Annotated in this window: 12 protein-coding genes and 1 rRNA gene; 4 read left to right on the plus strand and 9 right to left on the minus strand. The window is 42.5% G+C overall.

Features of this window, described 5'->3' with window-relative positions; genetic code table 11:
- Positions 1-13 precede the first annotated feature (13 nt).
- The 3 genes from J7623_RS05710 to J7623_RS05720 all read right to left on the minus strand — a co-directional run bounded on the left by J7623_RS05710 (position 14) and on the right by J7623_RS05720 (position 5,490).
- The gene (locus J7623_RS05710; RefSeq protein ID WP_291918285.1) at positions 14-3,430 is read right to left on the minus strand and encodes a TonB-dependent receptor; all 3,417 of its coding nucleotides are present in this window, start codon (positions 3,428-3,430) and stop codon (positions 14-16) included.
- 249 nt (positions 3,431-3,679) lie between these two features.
- Positions 3,680-4,828, minus strand: coding sequence for a FecR family protein (locus J7623_RS05715; protein ID WP_291918288.1), 1,149 nt, complete (start codon positions 4,826-4,828; stop codon positions 3,680-3,682).
- Between the two features lie 65 nt (positions 4,829-4,893).
- Positions 4,894-5,490 (minus strand): sigma-70 family RNA polymerase sigma factor, encoded by a 597-nt coding sequence (locus J7623_RS05720; RefSeq protein ID WP_291918292.1) that lies wholly within the window; start codon positions 5,488-5,490, stop codon positions 4,894-4,896.
- 640 nt (positions 5,491-6,130) lie between these two features.
- Between J7623_RS05720 and J7623_RS05725 the strand changes: the two genes are divergently transcribed.
- Positions 6,131-7,369, plus strand: a complete 1,239-nt coding sequence (locus J7623_RS05725) for a hypothetical protein (RefSeq protein WP_291918295.1) — start codon at positions 6,131-6,133, stop codon at positions 7,367-7,369.
- A 9-nt stretch (positions 7,370-7,378) separates the two neighbouring features.
- Here the strand turns inward: J7623_RS05725 and mnmE are convergent, their stop codons facing one another.
- The 5 genes from mnmE to J7623_RS05750 form a co-directional block, all read right to left on the minus strand.
- Complete coding sequence (gene mnmE / locus J7623_RS05730; protein WP_291918298.1) at positions 7,379-8,761, minus strand: tRNA uridine-5-carboxymethylaminomethyl(34) synthesis GTPase MnmE; 1,383 nt, start codon at positions 8,759-8,761, stop codon at positions 7,379-7,381.
- A gap of 121 nt (positions 8,762-8,882) precedes the next feature.
- Positions 8,883-9,557: an energy transducer TonB gene (locus tag J7623_RS05735; RefSeq protein ID WP_291918300.1), complete on the minus strand. Its 675-nt coding sequence runs from the start codon at positions 9,555-9,557 to the stop codon at positions 8,883-8,885.
- Between the two features lie 208 nt (positions 9,558-9,765).
- Positions 9,766-10,374: a biopolymer transporter ExbD gene (locus tag J7623_RS05740; RefSeq protein WP_291918305.1), complete on the minus strand. Its 609-nt coding sequence runs from the start codon at positions 10,372-10,374 to the stop codon at positions 9,766-9,768.
- Between the two features lie 64 nt (positions 10,375-10,438).
- Entirely contained in the window at positions 10,439-11,098 is a 660-nt protein-coding gene (locus J7623_RS05745) for a biopolymer transporter ExbD (RefSeq protein WP_291918308.1), read from the minus strand.
- A 69-nt stretch (positions 11,099-11,167) separates the two neighbouring features.
- On the minus strand, positions 11,168-12,022 hold the full coding sequence (locus J7623_RS05750; RefSeq protein WP_291918311.1) for a MotA/TolQ/ExbB proton channel family protein: 855 nt from the start codon (positions 12,020-12,022) through the stop codon (positions 11,168-11,170).
- 758 nt (positions 12,023-12,780) lie between these two features.
- On the opposite strand from J7623_RS05750, the gene J7623_RS05755 reads away from it, so the two are divergent.
- The 3 genes from J7623_RS05755 (at position 12,781) to J7623_RS05765 (ending at position 17,404) form a co-directional block, all read left to right on the plus strand.
- On the plus strand, positions 12,781-15,345 hold the full coding sequence (locus J7623_RS05755; RefSeq protein ID WP_291918314.1) for a zinc-dependent metalloprotease: 2,565 nt from the start codon (positions 12,781-12,783) through the stop codon (positions 15,343-15,345).
- A 142-nt stretch (positions 15,346-15,487) separates the two neighbouring features.
- Positions 15,488-16,513, plus strand: coding sequence for a LacI family DNA-binding transcriptional regulator (locus J7623_RS05760; protein ID WP_291918317.1), 1,026 nt, complete (start codon positions 15,488-15,490; stop codon positions 16,511-16,513).
- Positions 16,514-16,558: 45 nt separating this feature from the next.
- A complete protein-coding gene (locus tag J7623_RS05765; protein WP_291918320.1) occupies positions 16,559-17,404 on the plus strand; it encodes a hypothetical protein in 846 nt (281 codons plus the stop codon).
- Between the two features lie 133 nt (positions 17,405-17,537).
- Here the strand turns inward: J7623_RS05765 and rrf are convergent.
- A 5S ribosomal RNA gene (rrf, locus tag J7623_RS05770) occupies positions 17,538-17,649 on the minus strand.
- Positions 17,650-17,867 lie beyond the last annotated feature (218 nt).

Genomic DNA, 17,867 nt, shown 5'->3' on the forward strand with positions numbered 1-17,867 from the left:
AATTAAGAAATGGCTAGAATGTCACATTGACTCCCATTGCCCAAACTCTCTGCAATGGATAAACGCGGCCATCTGTGGACGAAAATTCCGGATCCATGGTGTGTAACAGCTTAGTGAACGTGACCAGGTTTTCAATATTCAGGAAAAAGCGCACTTTTTGACTGCTTATAGCACGAAGTATATGCTGCGGCATAGAATAGCCCAATTGAAGGTTTTTGAGCCTCACATAAGCCGCGCTTTGGACATATCGTGTCTGTGGCTGTGAATTCTTTTGCATTTCACCTCCCATATAGAACTTGGGATAGTAGCCATTTGGCGTTTCGGGTGTCCAGCGGTCATATTGTGCAGTAGTTAGCATTCCTGTATACAGATCGCCGGTGATACCCCAGAAATAAGCACCATCCCATACGCTGGCATTGGAAAAGATAGCATCCCGCTTACCAACACCCTGCAGGAAAACAGTGATGTCAAATGATTTGTATTGTGCGTTTAAGTTCAACCCAAAAGAATAACGGGGAGTTGTATTGGCTATCACACGACGGTCGCCTGGATTTTGTAATGTATTGTTGCCCCAGTTGATGACGCCATCACCGTTAAGGTCTGCATAGCGGATGTCTCCCTGGCTCCAGCGGCTATAGATACTGGTCTGTTTCGGTGCAGTGGCAATCTCATCTTTGGATTGGAAAAATCCTTCTGTCTGGTATCCCCAAACATCTCCAAACTTACGCCCTTTATACCAGGTAGTGTTTAAACCTGTCGGATTGGGATAGCGAAGAACTTCACTCTGGTAATCGCTGAACACAACATCTACACCGTATTTTACATTTCCAACCCGGTCTTTCCAGCCGATAGTAACATCGATACCCCTGGTCCGCATCGCCGCGTTATTGACCTGTGGGGCCGCCGTGCCCAATACTGCAGGTAAGGCATCTGCAGGGCCTACGAAGTCATCTGCCGTACGCTGGTACCAGTCGAAAGCTGCCGTCAACCGGTTGGATAATGCGGTGATATCTGCCCCAAAATCCAACGACTTCACCGTTACCCACGTCAGTGATCCATCGATCAATGGCGGCTGCGTGATGAATGCTTCTCTGCCACCGGAAAACAAATACTGGCTGCTGGTAGGAACTACACTATTGAGTGCCGGATAAAAAGGATAATAATTGCTGGTAAAACTCTGATCGCCGAGTTCTCCATATGATGCACGTAATTTAAAAGAATTGGCTATCCGTGCTATTGGTTTCCAGAACGGTTCATTTGATAGTACCCATCCTGCTGATACACCCGGGTAAAATTTAAACCGCCGGTCTTTTAAAAAACGGGATGTACCATCATATCGTCCATCAAATTCAACAAGATATTTCTCTTTATAATTGTAATTAATGCGCCCAAACCCACCACGGATGGCTAGTTGTGAGGCATTGTCTGTCAGGGAAGGCGATGTTCCGTAGGTGAGGGATAAAGAGGGAATATCATTGGAAAACAAGTACTGGTTGCGGCCTCCCATATACAGGTTATCATACAGCTCCTGTGTGAAACCGATCAGACCTTTCACCGTATGTCCGCTCCACTCATTTTCATAAGATGTAAATGTATTGACCGTATAATGGTGGTTCCTGTTATTTTGCCTTTCTAAACTGTTGGGAGCATAGAGTGCTTGCTGGGCGCCACTTGGACGGGTCACATACACTGTTTTGTTATGTCGGCTCAGGTCAGCATACGCGCCATCAAAGGTATAATTAGCGGTAATATTCCAGCCCCGTAGTGGAGTGATTACCAATTCACCTGTAATAAGTGCTTTATCATTATTCGACCTGGTGCGGGCGCCATTTACAAGCCCCTCCATTCGGTTTTCAGCAGCAAAAGTGCCGCTTGGAGTATATAACGGCTCAGTAGGCCAGTTGCGTGCGGCCAAAGTCTGCATCCAGTTACTTTCTGCTGTGGGCGATTCCGTAACACCTCTGGAAAAAGCTCCTCTGAAATTGAAGTTCATCCAGCTTGTGATCACAGAAGAAAGGTTAGCGCGAACATTATATTGCGCATACTTGTCAGTTGCATAGTTGTACATCCCATTTTGCTGAATATATCCCAGGCCTACATAGTAACGTGTTTTGTCTGTTCCCCCGGATACACCGATATTATGCTGCTGACTAAACTGCCTTTTTTTGAACAGGATATCAAACCAATCATTGTTGGCATTGGCGTTGCCCCATTCGAACCAGGCATCACTGCCAGGAGTAGGATTGGCAATTGTTTCATCAGTGATTTTACCATCCAGGTAATCCTGGATACGCCTGAGAGCATCATCATTAAATGGTTTGGTCACTCCTGCGTTAGCTGCGGCTTCATTGTATAAATTGGCAAAATCAATGGACTTCATATACTTAGGCAGGTTGATAGGCTCCATTAACATCAGGTTATTGTTGTACGTGATGGTAGGCTTTTGCCCAACCTTTCCTTGCTTTGTTGTAATAATGACTACTCCGTAAGGTGCACTGGAACCGTATATGGAAGCGGAAGCCGCATCTTTCAATACGCTCACACTCTCTACATCATTCATGTTAATAGTGTTAATATCAACTCCTGGCACCCCATCCACCACAAATAACGGCGCCTGGGAGGAAGTAGATCCATTGGAGGAAAAACCAGTATATCCGCGTACGTTAAATGATGGAGCCTGCCCGGGAGCACCACCACTGGCGGAACTGATATTAAGATTGGAAACAACTCCCTGTAAAGCATGTCCGAGTGTTAGCACAGATCTGTTCTCCAGTCTTTTGCCTGATACCTGGGATACAGCACCTGTCAGGTTAATTTTTTTCTGAGTGCCATAACCCACTACAACAACTCCTTCCAGGTCCGTTACAATTAACTGGAGCACAATATCCACCCGAACATTATTGGTCACAGTAATCTCCTGTTTCCTATATCCCAACAAATTGAATATCAAAATTTCTCCGGGAGAGGCATCAATCTGGTATCTGCCGGAAGCATCGCTTACAACAGCACGACTGGTGCCTTTCACCACTACCTGTACACCGGGAAGATAGCCGCCCGCACTATCTTTAATCACTCCCGAAATCACATGCTGTTGATCAGATGTTAGTGTTACAGGTGGCAACGCGGGTTCAAGGATTTTTTTAATAAGTATGTTCTTGTCTACTATTTTATAGGTGATCGGCAGGCCTTCCAAACAACCTTCCAATACTTTTTCGATAGGCGCATTCTGAAAAGACAAACTGACTTTTTGCTTCTTTAATTCCACATCGTTGTAGAGAAACACGTAGCCTGTTTGCTGCTCAATGATCTTAAATACCTTTTCCAAAGGTGTATTACTTACCTGGATAGACACATTCTGCGCCAGACTTTTAGCACTTACCTGCATCAACATCGCTAAAAGAAGGCCTGCTATTACCTGAAATCTCATCATAAATTTCCGATGAAGGTGTTTGCCAAAAAACAACCATCCCGACCGGATGGTCGCGGTATGAAATCTGAATTTCATTAACTTTGTATTGTTTGAGTTGATATTTAATTAGTACGCTAATCTTTTGAATAATCGCTCATACGCTTACGTCTTCTGATTGCAGTCAGAAGACGTTTTTTATTGAGCTTAGGACAGTTTTTAAGTTGCTCGTTCCATAAGCTGAATGATTTTTAGGTGATAGATGTTATTACTTTATTCGATGACAATACGTTTAACGCCGTTATCTGTCTCAATCCTACAGTTCAAATTATAAAACGATAAAATCTCCAGGACTTTGGAAGCATTGGTATTACGATACACTTCTCCGGATAAGCGTACCTTAGAAGCCTTACCTTTAAATACCACGTCTACATTATACCAGCGGGAAAGTTGCCGTGCAACGGCATATATATCAGATTGATTGAAGTTAAGTTTTCCATTTTTCCAGGCAATAGCATCTGATACATCTACCTGCGCCACAGACAATGTATTGCCACTATCGAGCGTGGCCTGTTGCCCTGGTTCCAACACAACATCCCGGTGTTTGTTTGTCTCAACTATTTTGACGGCTCCCTCTGCCAACGTCGTTTTTACACTGGGTTCATCATCATAACTGCTAACATTAAAATGTGTTCCCAATACTTCTATCACCTGACCTTTGGAGAGTACTTTAAATGGTCTGTTGGCATCCCTGGCTACTTCAAAGTATGCTTCTCCCTTTAATTCAACCAGGCGTTCGCGGGATGTTCTGCTGATTTTATAAGTAAGCGTTGAAGCCGCGTTTAGCCAGACTTTTGAACCATCTGGTAATGTAAGCTGAAATTGTCCACCACGTGGGGTTTTCAAGGTGTTGGACACGAGGGCTTCTTCCTCCTTTTCCTTCGATTCATTGGCCACATAAGTCAACTGGCCGTTCGCATTTTTATAGATGGTATTACTTCCAGCTTTGGCAATAGCTCCGTTGGCTTGTTCATCCAAAGCTATTTCAGTTCCGTCACTAAGCTGCAGTATGGCTATATTTCTACCGGGCGCAATATCTGGTGCATTAGAGAGCAGCTTATTGGCGTTGAGTACTTCCCCGGAGGGCCTGTGACGAAACTGAAAATAAGTTCCAATAGAGATAATAATCAAAACAGCAGCTGCTGCTACTGCCGGATATCTAAATAGTTTTCTATCTTTTCTGAAAGACTTTACTAATCGGGTTCGAACTTCTGCAACATCTTCTTCCAACTCTTCCTCATTAATTGCTGCTTTCTTTGATTCCAACAGCTCGTACCACTGTTCTACCTGCACACGCTCTTCCGGAGTACAATCTCCTGCCAGATAGCGTTTCAACAGATCCTGCATATTATTTTGTTCCATACTTATCACAATATTGCTGTTTGTATAAGTATAGTACCACTAGTATACCGGTGGGCGTAAGGAAATTAAAAAAAATGTTCCGTCAGGCAGATGGTCGATAATATTAATAAAGGTCCCAATTTAACCCGCAACGACTTTAAAGCATTATTGACATGCTTCTTAACCGTAGCTTCGGAAAGGCCTAATTGCATGGCTATCTCCTTATGAGAAAGGTGATGCTCCCTGCTCATGCGAAAAACTTCCTGCATCTTTTCGGGTAACAAAGAAATTTCGCTTTCAATGATTCGCTTAAGTTCATTTTCCCTGGCTAAATAATCTGCTGCACTGCTTTTTATAGGTGTCGAAAATTTGAGTGACTCTAAATAGGTAGTTTGCACCTTTTTGTGAACAATACGTTTTATGACCATATATCGCAGGGTGGCATGTAAATAGCCCGCCAACGGGGTATCTGCCGTCAGCGAATAACGATTCTGCCATAATGCAACAAATACATCCTGTAATAGATCTTTGACTTCATCATTATCATCCAGCTTCTTTCTTCCTTTTACATACAGCCCTTTGGCATGTCTGTTGTATATTTCCAGGTACGCCAAATGATCGTCTTCCAGCAGGAGTCCAAGCAGATCTTTATCGCAATATGTTTGATAATCTACAGCTTTCACAAATAAGATTTTGGTCGTCCATTAGCCACGTTACGAATTACAGATACCCCTTAAGATAAGGATCTCTTTAAAAAAAATTTTCCCCTTCTTAACAGATAGTACGTTGAATCAGCGCCTGGGCGTAAATAAATTTTATTTTTTTCAACTAATCAATATTTTACGACATCGGTCCTGATATGGCTATTATCTTTTTATTTTCAAAACTAATCATAGTTCGTGTAGGCAACGATAGCGGGATATTAATAAAGTATTAAGTCTGTTTTTTTAAAATGACCACACAACATACTAATTCCGTTTAATATAATGTCGAAATGACAATAATTAGCGATATCAACGGAAGCAATCCGGAAGTACTTTACAAAATCTAAAAATCCGGGTTGGGAAAAACTGCTCTTATCCAGGTTGGGCAAATAGAGATCTTGTCAGAAAAAGCATTATCTCAAACTCAGAAAAGCCGGCAGCGTCACGCGACATCATCGCCAAATTTTCAAGTACAATCACAAGTTGAAGGAGGATACATTCAATAGCATAATCTCTATTGCTATTATAATTTTTTATTTGTTGTAGTAAGTATATTTGAATGCCCGACGGTCCTGATTACTGCCTAAGCATTGTGTAGCATGATTTTAAATCTAACATTATGAACAAAATATTTGCAATCTTACTGCTATTGACCTCTTTAAATATTGGGGCTCAAAACAAACAAGAATACCTAAACAAAAATCGCTTTGATATAACGCAACCGGATTTCACATTCCCACAAACAGACTTTAATATACTCGGCTTTGGTGCATATCATGGGAGTGCTAAAACCTATGAAGCGGAATTCTCCATTATCCAAAGTTTGAAGAAACAGGATGCGCTGGACTACTACATTCCAGAAACCAATTTCAGTCAGGCTTTTTTCTTTCAACAATACCTGGAAACAGGAGATGAAAATCTTCTGAAAGAGCTGGTGTCACTCTTTCAAACAATTGTAGCCCAGGAAGGGACTATTGAAACGTTTGAACACTGGAAAAAACTGAGACAACTGAACCAATCGTTCAAAGACAATCCAATAAAAGTAATTGGTTTAGATATTGTAAACGAATACAAATTTCCAATTAAACATATCCTTTACCTCACCGAAAATATTCAGGGCTGGCAACTTAAAGATGAGCTAAAATCCGCCATCATAGAGAAAGATATCGATTTCAGTATAGGTAATAAAAAATTGTCTACTTTGTTACAAAGGTTCATAAAAGATTACGAGTCCAACAAATCCCTATACACCAATCAAATTAAAGATACTTTTAGCTTTCATCATGTTCTGAAAAATATTGCCTATAATTTCAACGAAAGAAGAGACAGAGAAAAAATCATCCTCGATAATTATACTTCTCTAAAAGATATTTATCAGCTTGCGACTAAAAAGCAATTTGTCAAATACGGATTTTTTCATATTGAAAAAGATCGGGACGGCAATTATCCTTCGTTTTTTACCCGGTTGATCGAACAAAATATTTATAAACGGAACAGGGTGATTACAATCATCGGATACCTGGCCGGTAGCAAAGTGTTGTGGAACAAAATATATGATAAACAAGGCAATTACAGGAGTTATACAACCAGAAAAGGTTACGGAATCGGTGATTATTGGAAAGAGCACTTTAAAGGTATCAGGAAACTTAAGAAAGCAACGTTGTCAGATATCACTTTATTTAAACTTAATCATGAGCACTCTCCTTACAACAAAGGCACAGACCTGGTAGAAATAGAACTTTTCCTGAAAAAAGGTAATAGAAAAAATATCAGTGGAAAGAACACTACAAATTTCCTTGACTATGCTGTTTTAATACGCCACTCATCCAATCAGGTACCAATTGAAGAGGTGAAATAAAGAGGCTTTCTATTTCCCGATACAAAACTTACTAAAAATATAATCCAGCCTATCCTCATTCGTCACCTCTCCTGTTATCTCTCCCAGGTAATGCAAACAAAGCCGGATATCCAGTGCCAGTAAGTCTCCCGGCAATCCATTATCCATACCGTCCTTTACATCCTGTAAGGACTTCAGGACTTCTTTCAACGCTGCATAATGTCTGGCATTGGTAACGATAGTATCTTCTGTGTTTACGTCTCCTGCAATCACTTTATGTACCAGGGCATCTTTCAGTTCCTGGATGTGTGCATGATTTTTTGCAGAGATAAAGAGAATTCCGGGGATGTCAGCAAACTTAGTGCGGATGGCGGCTTCGCCGGTGATATCTGTTTTATTTCCTACAAGAAGATAGTTGATGTTATCAGCTTCGAAAGTATCGATCTGATGACGTATATCCGTAGTAGTTAGTCCATTCACATCAAACAGGTAAACTACTACACCGGCCTCTTTGATCTTCTCCATCGTTTTTTGCACGCCGATACTTTCGATGGTGTCCAGGCTTTCGCGGATACCTGCGGTATCAATGAGGCGGAAAAGGATACCGTCGATATTAAGGACTTCTTCGATGGTATCGCGGGTAGTGCCGGCGATATCGCTGACGATGGCGCGGTTTTCATTGAGGAGGGTGTTGAGCAGGGTAGATTTGCCGGCGTTGGGTTTTCCAACAATAGCGGTATTCACCCCGTTTTTGATCACATTGCCCATGCGGAAGGAATCGATCAGGTGCTGCAGGGTACCGGTAGCATTCGAAACAAGGCTATATAAGCCCGTACGATCGGCGAACTCAACATCTTCCTGGCTGAAGTCCAACTCGAGCTCAATAAGGGCGGAAAAGGTGATTAATTGCTCACGGAGGGCATGTAATTCCCTGGAGAAGCCACCGCGCATTTGTTGCATAGCAGTTTGATGGGAGGCGGCAGAGTTGCTGGCGATGAGGTCGGCTACAGATTCTGCCTGTGTGAGATCCAGTTTCCCGTTAAGGAATGCCCGCTGGGTGAACTCTCCTGGCTTGGCCAGTCGTGCACCTGCTTTTATGGTGGCGTCAATAATTTGTTGTTGGATATAGGGAGATCCATGACAGGATATCTCGATCACATCTTCACCGGTATAAGACCGTGGGCCTTTATACAAGCTGATGACTACTTCATCTATAATCCGTCCGTCTGAAACGATGCTGCCGAAATGGAGGGTATGGCTGGCTTGCTGGGTCAGGTCTTTGGCGGGGAATAAGCTGTTACAGATAGCATAGGTACCGGGGCCGCTCAACCTTATTACTGCAATGGCGCCCAGGCCTGGTGCAGTAGCCACTGCCACAATAGTATCGTCAAATCCGGTTAGTTTACCCAGCATACCTGTTAGTTTATGATTATTCCCAAAGGGCACAAATTTACGATAAATGGGGGCTATAAAGCAAAAGTCCCGTTCCAACGATGTTGAAACGGGACTTTTTGCAAATTATGTTGAGACAGTACTACTCCTGCAAAGTAAAGCGGATAGGGAGGTTGAACTGTACAGAAACCTGGCGGCCATTTTGCTTACCTGCTTTCCATTTAGGCATGGTTTTCACCACGCGAACAGCTTCTTCTTCCAGGCCACCACCTTTTGCGGCACCTACTGTTTTAACGTCTTTAATGTTTCCTTCAGAGTCTACTACGAACTGAACGAATACTGTACCGGAGATACCATTTTCCTGCGCAACGCGAGGGTAACGGATGTTTTTGCTCAGGTACTTCGCCAGTGCTTCCTCACCACCTGGGAAGGTTGGAGGTTGTTCTACGAAGGTGAAGATTTCCTCTTTGGCAGGAGCAGCCGGAGCGGTTACTACACCGGTACCTTTGCTATCTTCCAGCAATCCCGGATCGATACCGTTTGGATCACCTTCCACAGTTTTAGTACTGATGGCTTTGTCCTTGATGTCCTCATGCTTTGGAGGTTCCTCATCCGGTGGTACTTCGTTATCTTTCTTAATAACCGGAGGAGTAAATTGTACTGACGGTTTTACCGGTGGCGGTGGCGCAGGCGGTGGTGGAGGCGGAGGTGGTGTTTTCGGATCATCCGGTAACTTCACATCCTCCATCTTAATTTCCTGTATCACCGGCTTCTTCGCGTTATCTCCTTCAGAAGCTTTTACCCACTGTGATATCATGTACGTTGCAAAGAATATTACAAACAATGACGCGGTTCCCAAAATGGCATTCCGCACACGCTTATTATACTGTCTCCGCAAATCGTACGCCCCATATTCCTTATTCCTGCCGTCAAACAGGATATCAAGAAAATCGGACTTTAAGACTTTAGCAGAATCCATTGTTGTTGTTTTATTATGGATGCAAAAAAATAATTATTCCACAAAACTATTTAGCTGGCGTTGGAGAAGCTACACCGTTAGCTGCTTCGGTAGACTGGATCCATTTTTTATCCTGGTCGCTGATGTCTACAGTTGCGTAACGCTGAATTCTATTGATCGCCATTTCGTCGAGGATATCAACGAAGTTCTTATAATTGGCCTGATCATCAGCCTTTATAATCACTACAACGTCTTCTGGTTCACCTTTTGCATTCCGCAGTTTGGCAACTTCATCCCGCTTCTTGATGATCTCATCTCTGATTCCTCCGGTATTAGCAAAAGTTGTTGCTTTGAAGAATTCAGGATTAGCAGAAGCATTAGGGTCTTGCGCCAAACCTTCGTAATAGTAAACTCGATTATCTTTTCCGAGTAAAATGGTAAGAGCAGTACTTTCTTTTACTTTGTTCTGATCTTTCTCATTCTCGGTATCTTTTGGCATGATCAAGTCCATTGTTTTGGGCTTGGACATGGTAGTGGTAAGCATGAAGAAGGTAATCAACAGAAAACCTAAATCCACCATGGGCGTCATATCTACACGGGTAGACTGTTTCTTGGATTTCGTCCCACCGTGTTTCTTCCCTTTCCCACCACTACTACTGGTATCCATTTCTGCCATAGTAGCCAATTTTTTTAGTTACTTAAATCAACAGCCTTCCAGGTCAGGAAGCAATTGCTGTCGTTTACTTATGTTTAGCTCCGGCCTGTTGTTCTTCCCAGGCAGCAGTACCTTTCGGTGCTTCTTCCAGGTTAGTTACCAGGTTCAGCTTCTGAATTTTCTTTCTTTTGAAAGTATCCAGGATTTCTTTGATCTTAGGATAAGGAGTTTGGTTATCCGCCTTAATACAATACTTCACTTTATTGAGGTTTGTACCCTGGGCTGCGTTACCATATTCAATCCACGCTCCTAATTCTCCACTGGCAGAATCTGTAGGGATTCCTTTATCCAGACCGGAAGTTTTACGCTGTTCCTCGCTGAGGGCCAGGTAAGCTTTCAGATCTTTGATAGGTGCTCCTACGCTGGCTCCGGTGACAAAGTTTTTAATTTCTTTCTCATCCAGACCCAATTTATACTGCGTATTCAGATCTTCTATCAGTTTCCTTCTTTTAGGCTGGCCATCCATGCTGAAAAACACTCTACCATCCTTATCTACTGTGAACAATAACACATCAGAATCAGGCAAAAGGGTGGTGTTGATAGAGGATGGGGTAACTACTGTTACCGGTTCATCCGGTTTGAACTTCGTTGCCAGCATAAAGAAAGTTAATAGCAGGAAAGCCACATCACACATTGCTGTCATGTCAATGTTGGTGCTTTTCCTTGGCATTTTAACTTTAGGCATCTTTACTCTGTTTTATGGTTTACTTTAAATAGATTCAAAACCGCTTACTTTCCACAAAATAATCTCAGATTATTTGTGATTAGCAGCAAAGCTCTGTGTTAAAGTAAAGCCAGATTCGTCAATAGCGTAAGTGATGCTATCGATGTTGGTAGTAAAGTAGTTGTACATGATGATCGCTACAGCGGAAGTACCGATACCGAGTGCAGTGTTGATCAACGCTTCAGAGATACCACCTGCCAGCTGTGCAGAGTCTGGTGCACCACCGGAAGACATCGCTGCGAACGCACGGATCATACCCAATACTGTACCGAACAGACCTAACAGGGTAGCTACGGAAGCAATAGTAGATAAGAACACCAGGTTCTTTTCCATCATTGGCAGTTCCAGTGCAGTTGTTTCTTCAATTTCATTTTTAATGGTCAGAATCTTCTGCTCTGTATCCAGCTCAGTATTAGTAACCATTTCTTTGTACTTTTTCAGACCAGCTTTCAGAACGTTACCTACAGAACCTTTCTGTTTGTCACACTCTGCCAGTGCTGCATCTATATTGCGGTTAGCCAGGTGATATTGCACTTTACGTACCAGCTCAGAACCGCTGAATTTACCTTTCGCTTTAGACAGGTAAAGGAAACGCTCAATTACGAAAGTCAGACAAACCAGTAACACAGAAATCAGGATAGGTACGATCAGACCACCTTTGTAAACTGTACCAAACCATTTACCAATACCAGAATCAACTGGGTGACTTTCTGGATTGTTACCCACGAAGTTGGCTGGGTTACCTAATACAAAAAAGTAAAACAGAAATCCTATCACTAAACAGATAGGCACAGCCAACGCCGCGAACAGGTTGGATGACTTTTTAGGTTGATGAGAAGAAGCCTTAGCTGTAGCTGCAGTCACAGTTGTTTTAGTCTCAGCCATGTTGATTGAAATTTTAGTGTTAAAAATTAAACTATTGTTTGTTAGAAGTTACTAATTACGATTACGATACCCCATTATTGTGGAATGCCCTTCCGCACTCAATTTACTGTTTTTTATCAGTGATTCGCAAAGTTATAAGGTTGGTCCAAAAAAACAAGTGCAGCTCAAAAAAACCCACAAAAATTAACTTTCACACGCAAAAGCCCCACCACAGGGCTTTTAGACCACTCATTTTTTTAGAGCAAACACTTACATAAGCGAATAAACCAATATTGCAGTTTTCACAACCGATTGTTACTGTCCCAATTCTTGAAATAGTTTGATTTTTTTCAAAGTTGGACGCACAATTTAAGAAAAAATTCAAATGTTCCAACAGAAATCTTACAATTCTGATAACTTATTTATTCCCGCGCCAGTAAACACTTTCAGCCTAAGCTAATAGCATTTAGCACCAGAACATAGAATATTTTTACTTTCCCCTTCCCCAAATTCAATAGCACAGCGGGCATCATCTTCTACTACTCTCCTTCTCCATATAAAATTATTATCTGCTATAATAATAAATACTTACATAAAAAAAGTTGCCCCCGCAACTACTGTTTTAACATTTACTTTTCAATTTTACTTCTTTTTTTCCATTCCTACAGTCTTTACTGCGCTTATGGATTTTCCTGATAAGTTAATACTTAATATACTTACTTGCAAAGGTTTTTAAAAAAACATAACAAGTAAATCAAAAACCACTTATCAAAACTGTAATGAGCAAACCACTTCACAACAAACTGATACTAGCCATGGCAGGAGCCTTCTGCCTCGGTACCGCAGTTTTACAACCCGCCTCAGCACAACGGAAAAAACATTCCAAAAATGCTACGCCAACTACTCCTGCACCTGCTAAAGATTCAACCGGAAAACCACCCATGATCAAACCAGGTCCTAAACCTGGCCCTAAACCTTTTGCAGAAGTAATCACCGATAAAGCAAAATCCGACTCCGGCTTGTTCAATATCTACAAGCAGGACGACCGATTCTTCTTCGAAATCCCTGATACACTCCTCGGCAGAGACGTACTCGTAGTAAACAGAATTTCCAAATCCGCAGCAGGCCTCCGCGCCATGATGATGGGATTCAGCGGAGATATCATCAACGAAAATGTAATCCGGTTTGAGAAAGGTCCTAACAATCGCATCTTCCTGAAAAATATCTCCTACTCAGAAGTATCCAAGGACTCTACTCAACCGATGTTTACCTCTGTAAGGAATTCTAACCTGCAGCCAATTGTAGCCGCTTTCGATATTAGAACATTCTCTAAAAATAATGATGGCTCGGTGATCGATATGACCGAATTCATCAGCGGCGACAACGATATCCTGTTCTTCGACGGCCAGGTAAAAAATGCACTCAAACTCGGTGGCGTTCAACCCGATAAATCTTACATCTCTGATGTAAAATCTTATCCGCTGAACACAGAAATTAAAACCGTAAAAACATATAGCAAAAGTGGTGGCTCTGCCGGCCCGGGCATGCCTCCTTCACCAGGTGGTAATGCTACCGTGGAACTGAACAGCTCTATGGTATTACTGCCTGCCGTTCCTATGCAGCCACGCTACTTCGATCCCCGTGTAGGCTACTTCACCACCAGCGTAACTGATTTCGATGCAGATCCACAAGGCGTTAAAAAACTCCAGATGATCACCCGCTGGCGCCTGGAACCAAAACCACAGGACATGGAAAAATACAAACGCGGCGAACTGGTAGAACCAGTGAAACCCATTGTGTTTTACATCGATCCTGCTACCCCGGAAAAATGGCGCAAATACCTGATCCTCGGGGTAAACGATTGGCAAAAAGCATTCGAAGAAGCAGGATTTAAAAATGCTATCATCGCTAAAATGGCACCTACGCCACAGGAAGATTCTACCTGGTCTATCGAAGATGCCCGCTTCTCTGCTATCGTTTATAAACCTTCCGATGTGCCTAACGCCAGTGGTCCGCATATCCACGATCCACGCTCCGGCGAAATCATCGAAAGCCATATCAACTGGTACCACAACGTAATGCGCTTACTGCGTAACTGGTATTTTGTACAGGCTTCCCCTAACGATCCACGCGCCCGCAACATGCAATTCAGCGATGAACTGATGGGAGAACTGATCCGCTTCGTATCTTCCCACGAAGTTGGTCATACCCTCGGTCTGCGCCATAACTTCGGCTCCAGCTCTGCTTATCCTGTGGAAAAACTCCGTGATAAAGAATGGGTAAAACAAAACGGACACGCTGCCTCTATCATGGACTATGCACGCTTCAACTACGTAGCACAACCTGGTGATGGCATCAGCGGCGCAGATCTCTACCCCCGTATTAACTACTACGATAAATGGGCCATCCAATGGGGCTATAAGCTGCTGCCACAGGCTAAATCCCCTGAAGCAGAAACACCGATCCTGAACAAGTGGACCGTAGAAAAACTGAAGGATAAAAAATTCTGGTTTGGCACAGAAAGTAATCCGGATGATCCAAGATCACAAAACGAAGATCTCGGTGACAATGCGATGATTGCAAGTACCTACGGTATTAAGAATCTGCAATATATCATGCCTAACCTCCTCGCCTGGACAAAGGTGGAGAATGAAGGATATGGTAACCTGTCTGAATTATACAAAGAAGTAGCCGGACAGTTTAGCCGTTATATGGGGCACGTAGCTAAAAACGTAGGCGGTATCTATGAAACACCTAAAACAGTAGAACAGGAAGGTGTCGTGTATGAATATGTGTCAAAAGCCACCCAGAAAGAAGCCATCCAGTTCCTGAACAAGCAACTGTTCACTACTCCTAAATGGCTGATCAACCAGGACCTGCTGAACCGCTTTGGTGGTGATGCCGTTTCTATGATCATCTCCCGCCAGGAACCTGTGCTGGACAGATTAATGAGCAGCAACACCCTCAGAAAGCTGATCAGCAGTGAAGCCGCATTAGGCGCACAAGCCTATGCACCTGGTGAATTGTTGAGCGACCTGAAAAAATCCATCTTCTCAGAAATATATACACATCAGTCAATAGATGTATATCGCAGAAACCTGCAGCGCGCTTATGTGGATAACCTGACAGAGCTGGTAAACCCTCCTGCACCAAATCCAATGGCGGCTATGTTTGGCCCTGCCCCTGCAGATCCATCCAAATCAGATGCTGCTGGTATTGGCCGCGCACAGTTAATTGCACTCAGAACAGAGCTGCGTGCTGCAGCAGCCGGTGGTGATGCTATGACCCGCAACCATATACAGGACCTCATTGCCCGTATCGGTAAAGCGCTGGACCCTAAGTAACTACCTGGTATACACGAAAATAACTGCACCCTTTCCGCTATAAACGGAAAGGGTGCTTTCGTTAATCTATACCCCAAAGCGTGGTAATTCTTCCGGAAAAAGCTTAATATCGCTACATTATTTACTCACGAAGCCTCAAAAAGTGAAAGATCGGACTAACAAAATAACAATTTACGATATAGCCAGTAAGCTGAACCTGTCTGCATCTACTGTGTCCCGTGCATTGCAAAACAATCCACTGATTAACATGGAAACGCGGGAAAAAGTACAGCAAACGGCTACCGAAATGGGATATGTTCCAAACTGGATTGCGTCCAGTTTACGGAAAAAACGATCAAATATCCTTGGGTTGATTGTTCCCCGTACGTCGATGTACTTTCAAAGCACAGCTATCAGCGGTATCCAGCATGAAGCTCATAAGTATGGATTTAGCATCGTTATTGGTCAATCCGATGAAACGGTAGCCATGGAAAAAGAACTGGTACATACCTTCTACTCACTTCGCGTAGATGGCTTGCTGGCAGTAGCTTCTATGTTCACTACCAATTTTGATCATTTCAACCCATTCATTAAAAACAATATCCCCCTGGTATTCTATGATCGTGTACCTACCGATTTCCAGGGTTATACTATTACCGGAGATGACTTTAAAGGAGGCTTTCTTGCTACCGAACACCTCATCAAACAAGGTTGTAAACGCATTGCGCATTTCTCCGGGCAACTTACCTGTAATCTTTACCAGCAAAGGCTTTCGGGTTATAAGGAAGCGCTGGCGCAATACAATATTCCTTTCGATGAGGAGCTGGTATATGTACATGATTTAACCATGGATTCCGGTACTGTAGCAGCACAACAACTATTCGACGCGCATAAAATGCCGGATGGTATGTTTGCTGCAAATGATAGTTCTGCTGTTGCCTTTATCCGGGAAGCGAAAAAAAGAAACATTGCCGTTCCTCAGCAAATCAAAGTGGTGGGCTATTCCAATGATTTGTCTTCACGCATCATTTCCCCGTCTCTTACTACTGTTGAACAATCCGGATATAATATGGGGCAGAAAGCAGTAGAAACAATTGTTCAGCTAATCAACCAGGAAGAAGCTGTGAAAGTGACTAAAAACTATATCTTTCCGGTAGAATTAATAAAACGCGAGTCTACCGCTATATAAAGTAATAATCAACCGATAAACTGTAGAAACATAACCTGCAACTTTATGAAACCACGTCTGTATGCTGTTTTGTTATGCTCAGCTGCTTTTGCAATGAGTTCATGTAACAAACATATTTATGTACCGAACCAGGTGAATGCACCTTTGTTGAAAGAACGATACGAATTCAAAGGTAGTGTAACACCTACTAACCTTCAGACCGCCTTCGCTGTTACTGATAATATTGGCATTATGGCCAATGGACAATACCTGTATGGCTTCAATTATCTGGATCCGGCTAACGATAATAGTAATGACAACAATGATATCCTGGTTTCTAACCGTACCCGGGGGGGATTGGTTGAAGGCGCCGTTGGCTATTTCAAACCTTTTGGCTCCAGGAAGAAAATGGTGTTTGATGTTTATGCGGGCTACGGTAGCGGAGGTTTTAAAACATTTACCCATCGTCCTGATGCGAATGACGGGACTAACATTAACGACTATATGCTAAAAAACCATTTCAGTAAAGTGTTTGTGCAGCCTAGTATTGGATTTGTAAATCCTGTTGTAGAAACTATTTTCACAAGCCGCTTTTCAATGGTAAATTTTTATAACAGTCAATTTGGAACAAAAGCTTTTGAAAACGATGAAAATGGTAAAACCGATTTTCTCCGCATTAACAACAAACCAATTGCTTTTTATGAACCTGCATTCACTGTCAGGGTGGGATATAAATATGTAAAATTCCAATCGCAACTACAGTTCTCTGTGCCTCTAAATGATGAGTCTTTCAATAATTATGGTGCCAACAATTATAATGTGAACCGATATTTTCAACAAGTTACTTTCACAATGGGGGTTGCTGTGAATATTGCCCATTGGTATGATGATATGAAAAGAAAAAGAGACTAGCTTTTAATCCGGGTTAAAGCCCGGATTTTTTATTTAGGTAGATCATTACTGTAGATGATTATCGCATCAGCTGTTTATCCGGATAAAATCAAAGAAGCCTTAGTGTATAAACACTAAGGCTTCTTTTTAATAAGTATGGCAGCTACCTACTCTCCCGCATGATAGTGCAGTACCATCGGCCATGAGGGGCTTAACTTCTCTGTTCGGAATGGGAAGAGGTGAACACCCTCGGCAAAACCACCATAAGATCTTTATTCTGCAGCAGCAGAAAATAATATGATGAAGTTCTAACGAACTGTAAAAATTGTATGTAAATCTTTCAACGTCATTGAAAGTGATACTCCGTCAACAGCTTTTCTGTGAGGAGGAAAAAGAAAAAGCCTTAGTAAACAGATACTAAGGCTTTTCTTAATAAGTATGGCAGCTACCTACTCTCCCGCATGATAGTGCAGTACCATCGGCC

Source organism: Chitinophaga sp., assembly GCF_017745275.1.
GTDB lineage: Bacteria > Bacteroidota > Bacteroidia > Chitinophagales > Chitinophagaceae > Chitinophaga.

Bases quoted from the DNA above. Each gene is read 5' to 3' on its own strand.
- J7623_RS05715 (WP_291918288.1), bottom strand. From the start codon at position 4,828: ATGGAACAAAATAATATGCAGGATCTGTTGAAACGCTATCTGGCAGGA.
- J7623_RS05755 (WP_291918314.1), top strand. From the start codon at position 12,781: ATGAGCAAACCACTTCACAACAAACTGATACTAGCCATGGCAGGAGCC.
- J7623_RS05735 (WP_291918300.1), bottom strand. From the start codon at position 9,557: ATGATATCACAGTGGGTAAAAGCTTCTGAAGGAGATAACGCGAAGAAG.
- J7623_RS05725 (WP_291918295.1), top strand. From the start codon at position 6,131: ATGAACAAAATATTTGCAATCTTACTGCTATTGACCTCTTTAAATATT.
- J7623_RS05740 (WP_291918305.1), bottom strand. From the start codon at position 10,374: ATGGCAGAAATGGATACCAGTAGTAGTGGTGGGAAAGGGAAGAAACAC.
- J7623_RS05710 (WP_291918285.1), bottom strand. From the start codon at position 3,430: ATGATGAGATTTCAGGTAATAGCAGGCCTTCTTTTAGCGATGTTGATG.
- J7623_RS05750 (WP_291918311.1), bottom strand. From the start codon at position 12,022: ATGGCTGAGACTAAAACAACTGTGACTGCAGCTACAGCTAAGGCTTCT.
- J7623_RS05745 (WP_291918308.1), bottom strand. From the start codon at position 11,098: ATGCCTAAAGTTAAAATGCCAAGGAAAAGCACCAACATTGACATGACA.
- J7623_RS05765 (WP_291918320.1), top strand. From the start codon at position 16,559: ATGAAACCACGTCTGTATGCTGTTTTGTTATGCTCAGCTGCTTTTGCA.
- mnmE (WP_291918298.1), bottom strand. From the start codon at position 8,761: ATGCTGGGTAAACTAACCGGATTTGACGATACTATTGTGGCAGTGGCT.